Annotated in this window: 11 protein-coding genes; 9 read left to right on the top strand and 2 right to left on the bottom strand. The window is 71.1% G+C overall.

Annotated features, from left to right (window positions below):
* Nucleotides 1-354: 354 nt before the first annotated feature.
* The 8 genes from OHT61_RS04770 to OHT61_RS04735 all read left to right on the top strand — a co-directional run bounded on the left by OHT61_RS04770 (nucleotide 355) and on the right by OHT61_RS04735 (nucleotide 7,036).
* A complete protein-coding gene (locus tag OHT61_RS04770; RefSeq protein WP_329035309.1) occupies nucleotides 355-822 on the top strand; it encodes a hypothetical protein in 468 nt (155 codons plus the stop codon).
* Between the two features lie 102 nt (nucleotides 823-924).
* Nucleotides 925-1,809 (top strand): HipA family kinase, encoded by an 885-nt coding sequence (locus OHT61_RS04765; RefSeq protein WP_329035308.1) that lies wholly within the window; start codon nucleotides 925-927, stop codon nucleotides 1,807-1,809.
* Nucleotides 1,806-2,189, top strand: a complete 384-nt coding sequence (locus tag OHT61_RS04760) for a DUF3037 domain-containing protein (RefSeq protein WP_329035306.1) — start codon at nucleotides 1,806-1,808, stop codon at nucleotides 2,187-2,189. The genes OHT61_RS04765 and OHT61_RS04760 overlap by 4 nt, the downstream gene beginning before the upstream one ends.
* 201 nt (nucleotides 2,190-2,390) lie before the next feature.
* On the top strand, nucleotides 2,391-3,152 hold the full coding sequence (gene fabG, locus OHT61_RS04755) for a 3-oxoacyl-ACP reductase FabG (RefSeq protein WP_329035305.1): 762 nt from the start codon (nucleotides 2,391-2,393) through the stop codon (nucleotides 3,150-3,152).
* 22 nt (nucleotides 3,153-3,174) lie between these two features.
* Nucleotides 3,175-3,930 carry an SDR family oxidoreductase gene (locus tag OHT61_RS04750; protein ID WP_327120833.1) on the top strand — a complete coding sequence of 252 codons (756 nt, stop codon included), beginning with the start codon at nucleotides 3,175-3,177 and terminating at the stop codon, nucleotides 3,928-3,930.
* Nucleotides 3,931-4,050: 120 nt separating this feature from the next.
* Complete coding sequence (locus OHT61_RS04745; protein ID WP_329035304.1) at nucleotides 4,051-5,631, top strand: ABC transporter substrate-binding protein; 1,581 nt, start codon at nucleotides 4,051-4,053, stop codon at nucleotides 5,629-5,631.
* 91 nt (nucleotides 5,632-5,722) lie between these two features.
* Entirely contained in the window at nucleotides 5,723-6,442 is a 720-nt protein-coding gene (gene ung, locus OHT61_RS04740) for a uracil-DNA glycosylase (RefSeq protein ID WP_329035303.1), read from the top strand.
* 75 nt (nucleotides 6,443-6,517) lie between these two features.
* Nucleotides 6,518-7,036, top strand: a complete 519-nt coding sequence (locus tag OHT61_RS04735; protein WP_443049362.1) for a hypothetical protein — start codon at nucleotides 6,518-6,520, stop codon at nucleotides 7,034-7,036.
* A gap of 31 nt (nucleotides 7,037-7,067) precedes the next feature.
* Here OHT61_RS04735 and OHT61_RS04730 read toward each other — a convergent pair whose 3' ends face one another.
* Nucleotides 7,068-7,580, bottom strand: coding sequence for a DinB family protein (locus OHT61_RS04730; protein ID WP_329035302.1), 513 nt, complete (start codon nucleotides 7,578-7,580; stop codon nucleotides 7,068-7,070).
* Nucleotides 7,581-7,620: 40 nt separating this feature from the next.
* The gene (locus OHT61_RS04725) at nucleotides 7,621-8,241 is read right to left on the bottom strand and encodes a TetR/AcrR family transcriptional regulator (RefSeq protein WP_329035301.1); all 621 of its coding nucleotides are present in this window, start codon (nucleotides 8,239-8,241) and stop codon (nucleotides 7,621-7,623) included.
* A gap of 79 nt (nucleotides 8,242-8,320) precedes the next feature.
* Between OHT61_RS04725 and OHT61_RS04720 the strand changes: the two genes are divergently transcribed.
* A complete protein-coding gene (locus OHT61_RS04720; protein ID WP_329035300.1) occupies nucleotides 8,321-9,532 on the top strand; it encodes an FAD-dependent monooxygenase in 1,212 nt (403 codons plus the stop codon).
* The last annotated feature ends 23 nt before the right edge of the window (nucleotides 9,533-9,555 follow it).

The raw sequence follows: 9,555 nt of genomic DNA, 5'->3' as shown, positions 1-9,555 counted from the left end.
ACCGGGTGCCCGGGCCCAGTAGAGTCGGGTGACCGGCGCGTGGCGCACCTCGCCGACGGCACCGGGAGCACTTCGCGGAAGTGCGCCACCGGAACGCGCGCGGTGCGGGGTGCCGACGCGGATCCCCTCAAGGAGGTGTTGATGAACGGTCGTCCCCACGTTCCACTTGTGCGCCGGGCGGATTGCGCCCCGATCACGCACGACTGTGGCCCCGGAGAGTGAGTTCTTCGGGGCCACAGTTCTAAGCGCCTGCTCATGCGTTGGCGCGCACGAGCGGCCTTCCCTCAAACCGCGACGCCCCTTTCCGTTGCAGGCAGTTGGGGCGACGTCCGGCTCTACACGGAGAACAGACTAATGGGTACCGCTATTCCTATTGGCATATCCAGCGAAGCGCTTGCCGTCGTCGCCACCGCGTCCGCCGACCCGGGCAGCGTGGCCAGTTGGGTGGCTGCCGGAGCCGCCGTGCTCGGTGTGGGCCTCAGCGCGGTCCTGGGAATCAGGACGTCGTACAACAACAAGGCGGACCGTGCGCGGGCCCAGGTCCTGGCGCTGCAGGAGATCCTCGACGACTGCACGGACCGGAGCGTCACGCCGGCCGACGTGGCCGCGATCCGTCGCCTCCGCCCCGCGTTCACGCGCCTGGCCAAGGTCAACAAGAAGCTGCCGCAGATCGCCGGGATCGAGGCCGCCATCATCGAGGTGGCCGACCTGCCGGTGCCGGTGGCCGCCGCGGCGCGCGGCCGGTACGAGCAGCGGCTCGGCGAGGCGATCGGCAGGCTCAAGGACGCCGCGGAGGCGGCATTCGAGGTGCTGAGTGCCTGAGGGCGCCCCTCGACGACGCCCCGCGGACAGGCCACCGGTCCCCGGCGACCTCCTCGGGGAACCGCGCCGTATGAAGGGAACCACGCCGTATAACCTGGGGAAATGCTGAAAGAAGTCACCGCGACCCGCTACGTGACACCCCTGCGGGAGGGCGGCTCGCTCCCCGGCATCGTCGAGGCCGACGACCTGGGCACGTACGTCATGAAGTTCACCGGAGCGGGCCAGGGCCGCAAGACCCTGGTCGCCGAGGTCATCTGCGGGGAGCTCGGCAGGCGGCTGGGGCTGCGCGTGCCCGAGCTGGTGACCATCCAGCTCGACCCCGTCATCGGGCTCGCCGAGCCGGACCAGGAGGTCCAGGAACTCCTCAAGGCCAGTGGCGGTCTCAACCTCGGGATGGACTACCTCCCCGGCTCGCTGGGTTTCGACCCGCTCGCCTACGAGGTGGACCCGGTCGAGGCGGGCCGCATCGTGTGGTTCGACGCGTTGATCAACAACGTCGACCGGTCGTGGCGCAACCCCAACATGCTCGTCTGGCACGGCGACGTGTGGCTCATCGACCACGGCGCCACCATGATCTGGCACCACAACTGGCCGGGCGCGCAGGCCTCCGCGGCCAAGCCGTACAACGCCTCCGACCACGTCCTGGCCGGCTTCGCCCCGGACATCGCGGCCGCCGCCGCCGAGCTCGCGCCGCTCGTCACGGAGGGACTGCTCACCGAGGTGATCGCGCAGGTCCCCGACGAATGGCTGGCCGGCGAGCCCGGTTTCGACATGACGGATCTGCTGCGACGCGCCTACGCGGAGCCGCTGCTGGCCCGGGCCGCCGGCATCCACGAGCGGATCACCGTGGGGGAGCCGACCCCGGCGCAGCCCTCCCGGGCCCCGGGCTGGCTCACCGAACCCGCGGCCCCGTGGCCGCATCCCACGAAGAAGGACCGCGACGCACAGGCGGCCGCAGGACGAGACAGCAAGGACGGCGGCCGATGAGTCAGCGCGATGTCTTCGAGTACGCGGTCCTGCGGGTCGTCCCGCGCGTCGAGCGCGGCGAGTGCTTCAACGCGGGGGTGCTGGTGTACTGCCGGGCCAAGTCCTTCGTGGCGGCGCGGACGCTCCTGGACGAGGACAAGCTCAGGGCGCTCGACCCGAAGGCCGACGTGGTCGGCGTGCGGGCCGCCCTGCGTGCGGTGGAGGGGGTCTGCGGGGGCGGCCGGGCGGCGGGTCAGGCGGCCGAGGACGACGCCGGACGCCGCTTCCGCTGGCTCATCGCGCCGCGTTCCACGGTCGTCCAGCCGGGTGTCGTGCACAGCGGTCTGACCACGGACCCGGCGGCCGAGGTGGAGCGGCTGCTCGACCTGCTGGTGCGCTGACCCGCGCCGGGAGCCGCCCCGGGCGAGCCGGACGGCCGCAGCGCCGTCCGGTGTGACATGCGCCCGTGCCCCCGTGTGCCGTTGACACCGGGTGCCAGGGCTTCTAGCGTCTCGTCTGCTGAAGGTACTAAGCGGTTGCTCAGTCATCGGGAACTTCCTGACGTCCGCTGAGCCGCGATCCAAGGGCGAGGAGAACCAAGCATGTCCACCACCGAGCAGCGCGTCGCCATCGTGACGGGAGCGGCGCGGGGCATCGGCGCCGCCACCGCCGTACGCCTGGCGGCCGAGGGCCGCGCCGTCGCCGTACTCGACCTCGACGAGGCCGCGTGCAAGGACACGGTCGAGAAGATCACCGACGCCGGGGGCAAGGCCCTCGCCGTCGGATGCGATGTGTCGGACAGCGCGCAGGTCGAGGCCGCGGTCGCGCGCGTGGCCGCCGAGCTCGGCGCCCCGACGATCCTGGTGAACAACGCGGGTGTGCTCCGCGACAACCTGCTCTTCAAGATGAGCGAGTCCGACTGGGACCTCGTGATGAACGTGCACCTCAAAGGCGCGTTCCTGATGGCGAAGGCCGTCCAGGCGCACATGGTGGAGGCCAAGTTCGGCCGGATCGTCTCGCTGTCCTCCTCGTCGGCGCTGGGCAACCGCGGCCAGGCCAACTACTCCGCGGTCAAGGCCGGTCTCCAGGGCTTCACCAAGACGCTCGCCAAGGAGCTCGGCAAGTTCGGCGTCACGGCCAACGCCGTCGCGCCGGGCTTCATCGTCACCGAGATGACCGCGCAGACCGCGGCCCGGGTCGGCATGGGCTTCGAGGAGTTCCAGGCCGCCGCCGCCACGCAGATCCCCGTCCAGCGTGTGGGGCACCCCGAGGACATCGCCAACGCCATCGCGTTCTTCACGGGCGACGCCGCGGGCTTCGTGTCCGGGCAGGTCATGTACGTCGCCGGCGGACCGCTCAACTGATCCCGGAAGGGCAACGGACACCATGACTGTGCAGGACAGTGGCAAGGTCGCGCTCATCACGGGCGCGAGCCGGGGCATCGGCTACGGCGTCGCCGAGGCGTTCGTCGCCCGGGGTGACCGGGTCGTCATCACCGGACGCGGCGAGGACGCGCTGAAGGAGGCCGTCGAGAAGCTCGGCGCCGACCGGGCGGTCGGCGTCGCGGGCAAGGCGCACGACGAGGCGCACCAGGCGGCGGCCGTCGAGCGTGCCATGGAGGCGTTCGGCCGGGTCGACTTCCTGGTCAACAACGCCGGTACGAACCCCGTGTTCGGGCCGATGGCCGAGCTCGACCTCGGTGTCGCACGCAAGGTCTACGAGACGAACGTCATCTCGGCGCTCGGCTTCGCCCAGCAGACCTGGAAGGCCTGGCAGAAGGACAACGGAGGCGCCATCGTCAACATCGCCTCCGTCGCCGGTGTCTCCGCGTCGCCGTTCATCGGCGCCTACGGGATGAGCAAGGCGGCCATGGTCAACCTGACCCTGCAGCTGGCGCACGAGTTCGCACCGGTCGTACGGGTCAACGCGATCGCCCCGGCCGTGGTGAAGACCAAGTTCGCCCAGGCGCTCTACGAGGGCCGGGAGGCGGAGGCGGCGGCCGCGTACCCGCTGGGCCGGCTCGGTGTGCCCGAGGACATCGGCGGAGCCGCCGCGTTCCTCACGTCCGCGCAGTCCGACTGGGTCACGGGTCAGACACTCGTGGTCGACGGCGGCATTTTCCTGAACGCCGGCGTGGCCTGACGCAGGCCTGGAACGGTTTCGCCCTGAAATGACTCAAGTGCCCCGCCGGGTCAGCGGATTGACCCGGCGGGGCGCTGCGGTATGGTCTGCCGACCCCAAGGCCGATCGAGGAGCGTGCACGTGTTCTACCGGGCCAGTCTGCAGGCCACTGCGGCCGTAGCTTCCCTGTCCGTTCTCGCCGGTTGCGGCCTGCTGTCGGACAGCGGTTCCGAGACGGACCAGCAGATATCGGTCGGGACGACGAGCTCGCCCTCGACCCTCGATCCGGCGGCGGCCTGGGACGGTTCCTGGGAGCTGATGCGGAACGTCTTCCAGACCCTCGTCAGCTTCCCGACCGGCAGCACCAGCCCGGAGCCGGACGCGGCGAAGTCGTGCGCATTCACCGATGCCACCAGCATGGCCTACAGCTGCACCCTGAAGCCCGGCCTTAAATTCTCCAACGGCGAGAAGATCGACGCGAACGCCGTCAAGTACTCGATCGATCGTATCAAAAAGATCAAGGTGAAGGGCGGCCCGGCCGGTCTGCTCGGTTCGCTCGACCGGGTGGAGACCAAGGGCGACGACACCGTCGTCTTCCGCCTCGGCAAGGCGGACGCGACCTTCCCCTTCATCCTCGCCACCCCCGCGATGTCGATCGTCGCGCCCGGCGACTACCCCGCCGACAGGATCCGCGACGACGGGAAGGTCACCGGATCGGGGCCGTACGTCCTGGAGTCGTACGAGCCGGGCAACAAGGCCGAGCTGACGAAGAACCCCGGCTACAAGGGCTTCGCCGACCGTAAGAACACCGCCGTCACGATTCGCTACTTCAAGGACTCCACGCCCATGGTGGAGGCACTGAAGGACAAGGAGATCGACGCCACCTACCGCGGTCTGACCGCCGAGGAGGTCGTCGGCCTCGAGGACAACAAGAAGGACAACGACGGGCTCCAGATCGTCGAGACGGTCGGCGCGGACATCCGCTTCCTGGTGTTCAACCCCAAGGATCGGGCCGTCGGGAAGCTCCCCGTCCGGCGGGCGATCGCGCAGCTCGTGGACCGCGACGCCCTCGTCGCCAAGGTCTACCGGGGCACCGCAGAACCGCTCTACTCCATGGTCCCCAAGGGCATCGCCGGGCACACCACGAGCTTCTTCGACTCCTTCGGCGACCCGAACCCGGCCAAGGCCGAGAAGATCCTCACCGACGCGGGCATCACCGAGCCGGTCGAGCTGACCCTGTGGTTCACCACGGACCGCTACGGCTCCTCCACCGCCCCCGAGTTCGCCGAGCTCAAGCGGCAGCTCGAGGCGTCCGGCCTGTTCCGGGTCACGCTGCGGAGCGCGCCCTGGACCACCTTCCAGAAGGGGTTCACCAAGGGCGACTACCCGGTCTTCGGGCGGGGCTGGTTCCCCGACTTCCCGGACCCGGACAACTTCATCGCCCCGTTCGTGGGACGGGACAGCGTCACCGGCACCCCCTACGTGACCGACGAGATCACCCGGGAACTGCTGCCGTCCTCACGCAGGGAGAGCAACCGCGGTTCCGTCTCGAAGCAGTTCAAGCGGGCCCAGGAGATCCTCGTGGAGGACGTCCGGCTGCTCCCGCTGTGGCAGGGCAAGCTCTACGTCGCGGCGGGCGAGGACATCGGCGGCGGCGAGCGCGCGCTCGACCCGCAGACCGTCATGCAGATGTGGGAGCTGTTCCGCAAGACCAGCTGGTAGGAGGGCGGGCAGCGGGCGCGGCAGGCCGCCTGTCAGTGCTCCCCGGTAGGTTCTGAGGTCAAGAACGGATCGCTTACCGGAGGTTGTGCACGTGACCGACACCGACCTGCTGCCCGAGTCCTGGCGCGGCGTCCTCGGCGAAGAGCTGCAGAAGCCCTACTTCAAGGAGCTCATGGACTTCGTCGAGGAGGAGCGGGCCGGCGGGCCGGTGTATCCGCCGCGGGACCAGGTCTTCGCCGCCCTGGAGGCCACACCGTACGACCGGGTCAAGGTGCTGGTCCTCGGGCAGGACCCGTACCACGGCGAGGGCCAGGGGCACGGGCTGTGCTTCTCGGTGCGGCCGGGCGTCAGGACACCCCCCTCGCTCCGCAACATCTACAAGGAGATGAACGACGAGCTCGGCCTGCCCGTCCCGGACAACGGCTACCTCATGCCGTGGGCCGAGCAGGGCGTGCTCCTGCTCAACGCGGTGCTGACGGTCCGCGGCGGCGAGGCGAACTCGCACAAGTCCAAAGGCTGGGAGAAGTTCACCGACGCGGTGATCCGCGCGGTGGCCGAGCGGCCCGACCCGGCCGTCTTCGTCCTCTGGGGCAACTACGCGCAGAAGAAGATCCCCCTGATCGACCAGGAGCGCCACGTGGTGGTGAAGGGCGCGCACCCCTCGCCGCTCTCGGCCAAGAAGTGGTTCGGGTCCCGTCCCTTCACGCAGATCGACGAGGCCGTCGCCGCGCAGGGGCACGAGGCCATCGACTGGCGCATCCCTGACCTGGGCCTTCAGGCGACCCGGCCGGCGGCTCGGGCCCGCGCCTGAGCGGTATTGCGCGCGGCTGCGGTTAGCGTTCGACCGACCGGATCAGGCCGGACGCGGACCAGGGAGACCTCTGACGTGGAGCAGCGGGACGTGCGGGCGGACCCCGTCATGACCAGGATCGGCCAGGCGATCATGCTGCTCCACGCGGGGGACAGGGAAGAGGCGCGCAACCGCTTCGGCGCCCTCTGGTCGGAGCTCGGGGAGTGCGGAGACGCCCTGCACCGCTGCACTCTCGCCCACTACATGGCCGACACGCAGGACGACCCCGGTGACGAGCTGGCCTGGGATCTGCGGGCACTGACCGCCGCCGAGGGGATGGCGCACGGTCCCGTGAAGGGGGCCGCCGGGAGCGAGGGGAGCGGTGTTCCCCAAGGGTGGCGGGACGCGTCGGCGGTCCGGACGTTCTTCCCCTCCCTGCACCTCAACCTGGCCGCCGACTATCTGAAGCTGCAGCGCTTCGAAGCCGCCCGGACCCACCTGGACCTGGCCTGGGACGCGGTCGGCGTGCTGGAGGACGACGGTTACGGTGACGCGGTCCGCGCCGCGATCGGCCGCTTGGAGCAGCGGATGCGGGGGAGACCCGCGGGGGAGTGAAGAGGGGCCGGCGCCCCCGCGGGCCCGGGCGTCACTGTCCGGTGGCGCCGTCGATCCGCTCGCGCACCAGGTCGGCGTGACCGTTGTGGCGGGCGTACTCCTCGATCATGTGGGTGTAGATCCAGCGCAGGGTGAAGGGGCTGCCGCTGCTGCTCCTGCCCACCGAGAGTCCGTCGAGGGCGGTTTTCGCGGCGTTGGCGCGTGCGGCCTCGATCTCCGCCTGCCAGGTCGTGCGGGCCTCTTCCCAGGTGTCCGCCTCGGTGACGTGGAACTCGCCGTCCGGGTCCTCGTCCGTGAAGTAGAGCGGCGGGAGTTCCTCGCCGGCGAGCACGTCGCGGAACCAGCCCCGCTCGTTCTCGGCCAGGTGCCGTACGAGCCCCAGGAGAGTGAACGCCGACGGAGGCACGGATGCCTCGCGGAGCTGGGCGTCCGTGAGGCCCTCGCACTTCATCGCCAGGGTCGCCCGGTGGTAGTCGAGCCATCCCTCCAGCATCTCGCGCTCGGTGGCGTCGAAGGCGGGTTCGGGCCGTTCTTCTGTCGTCATGCGGTCATCGTCGCGCACCGATGATCAGCGGCGCCATGGTTTATGCGGGCCCGGCCCCCAGCATCCCGCGCAGCAGTTCGGCGCAGCCGGTGGCCAGTTGGGCCTCCGTCGGCACGGCGCGGTGGTACGAGCCGGCCGCGCAGGTGAACATCATGCCCTCGGCCCAGGCCACGACGGACAGGGCGTGGCGTTCCGGTTCGGCCGACCCGGCAGCGGCCATCAGGGCGATCAGCGGTTCGCGGAAGCGTCTGCCCGCCTCGTCGTAGAACTCCCGCAGCGCGGGCCGCCTCGTGGCCTCCAGGGCCAGCTCGTAGCGGCACACCAGCAGGGCGGTGCCGCCGGTCAGGTAGCGGTGCAGCGCATGGGCGAGCCCGGCCGCGATGCGGTCGGGACCACCGCCCGCGGGCAGCTCGCCGGGAGCGAGCACCCGCGCCTCGAGTTCCGCGAGCCGGCGCACGGCGGCCTCCAGCAGGGCCTCCCGGGTGCGGGCCTGGTTCGACGTGGACCCCTGGGGGAGCCCGGCCCGCTCGTCCACGGCCCGGTGGGTGAGTCCCCTCATGCCGCGCTCCGCGAGGAGGGAGAGTGCGGCGTCGGCGATCAGATCGGCGCGGGAGGACCCGGGCGGGCGTCGGGCGCCTGCGGAAACGGAGCGTGGGGGCATGAGGCCAATCTACCGTCGCCACTACAGCTGTAGTACCGTGAAGGGGTTACTACAGGTGTAGTGTCAAAGGGGTTCGGTCATGGGGACATCCAGAGCGGTGGTCGTCGGAAGCGGCATCGGAGGTCTCGCCGCCGCCGCGGCGCTGCACCAAAGCGGCTGGCACGTCACCGTCCTCGAACGCGCCGCCTCGCTGGAACCCGTCGGCGCGGGCATCAGCCTCGCACCCAACTCCCAGCGCGCCCTGGACGTCATCGGACTCGGCGACGAGGTCAGATCGCTCGCCGCCTGGCAGGGCGACGGAGGCATGCGTACGCCGTCGGGGCGCTGGCTCGCCCGCACGGACAGCGCCGCGGCCGCCGAACGCTTCGGCGGGCCGCTGGTCCTGCTCCATCGGTCCGCGCTCATCGGTCTGCTCCGCGCCCGCCTCCCCGAGTCCGCCGTGCACACGGCCACGGCGGCCGAACTCGTCTCTCCCGGCCGTGCGGACGGCAGGCGGGCCGTCGTCAGGACCACGCGCGGCGACCTGGAGGCCGACCTCGTCATCGGCGCCGACGGGATCGGCTCAGCGGTGCGCGACACGCTCTTCCCCGGCCACCCGGGGCCCTCGTACAGCGGATTCACCACCTGGCGCGTCATCGCCCCCGGGCTCGGCCGGCCCTTCGACTCGCACGAGACGTGGGGGAGGGGCGCCCTGTGGGGCAGCCACCCGATGAAGGACGGCCGGATCTACGCCTACGCCGCGGCCGCCGTCCCCGCCGGAGGGCGGGCCGCCGACGACGAGAAGGCGGAACTGCTCCGCAGGTACGGCGACTGGCACGACCCGATCCCCGGCATCATCGCCTCCGTCGGGGCCGGCCAGGTCCTGCGCCACGACGTCCACCACCTGGCCGATCCGCTGCCGGCCTTCCACCGGGGCCGCACCGTCCTCGTCGGCGACTCGGCGCACGCGATGGCGCCGTTCCTCGGCCAAGGGGGCAACCAGGCCATCGAGGACGCCGTCGTGCTCGCCCACCACGTCGGTCCGGACGGCGACCTGGCCGCGGGCCTTGCCGCCTACAGCGCGGCCCGGGTGCCGCGCACGACCGCCATGGTCCGCAAGGCGGCGCGGGTGTCCCGGCTGACGGGCCTCTCCGGCAGGCCCGCCGTCGCCCTGCGCGACGGACTGATGTCCGCGGTCTCCCGGCTGGGCCCCGGGCTCGTCCTGAGGGCGTTCGACGGGATCGCCGACTGGCGGCCGCCGCAGCGCACGTATGCTGCCGGAACCAGGGACGGGCGGACGACGCGGCCGTGACCAGGACCCTGGCCAAGGCGACA

The organism is Streptomyces sp. NBC_00178 (assembly GCF_036206005.1).
Taxonomy (GTDB): domain Bacteria; phylum Actinomycetota; class Actinomycetes; order Streptomycetales; family Streptomycetaceae; genus Streptomyces.
The sequence above is the reverse complement of the archived record's forward strand: the minus strand, read 5'-3'. Positions and strand labels throughout refer to the sequence as shown.

What these genes read in the sequence shown, in the direction of transcription:
- OHT61_RS04725 (WP_329035301.1), bottom strand. Translation starts at nt 8,241, where the DNA reads ATGCCCCCACGCTCCGTTTCCGCAGGCGCCCGACGCCCGCCCGGGTCC.
- OHT61_RS04720 (WP_329035300.1), top strand. Translation starts at nt 8,321, where the DNA reads ATGGGGACATCCAGAGCGGTGGTCGTCGGAAGCGGCATCGGAGGTCTC.
- OHT61_RS04730 (WP_329035302.1), bottom strand. Translation starts at nt 7,580, where the DNA reads ATGACGACAGAAGAACGGCCCGAACCCGCCTTCGACGCCACCGAGCGC.
- OHT61_RS04765 (WP_329035308.1), top strand. Translation starts at nt 925, where the DNA reads ATGCTGAAAGAAGTCACCGCGACCCGCTACGTGACACCCCTGCGGGAG.
- OHT61_RS04760 (WP_329035306.1), top strand. Translation starts at nt 1,806, where the DNA reads ATGAGTCAGCGCGATGTCTTCGAGTACGCGGTCCTGCGGGTCGTCCCG.
- OHT61_RS04750 (WP_327120833.1), top strand. Translation starts at nt 3,175, where the DNA reads ATGACTGTGCAGGACAGTGGCAAGGTCGCGCTCATCACGGGCGCGAGC.
- fabG (WP_329035305.1), top strand. Translation starts at nt 2,391, where the DNA reads ATGTCCACCACCGAGCAGCGCGTCGCCATCGTGACGGGAGCGGCGCGG.
- OHT61_RS04770 (WP_329035309.1), top strand. Translation starts at nt 355, where the DNA reads ATGGGTACCGCTATTCCTATTGGCATATCCAGCGAAGCGCTTGCCGTC.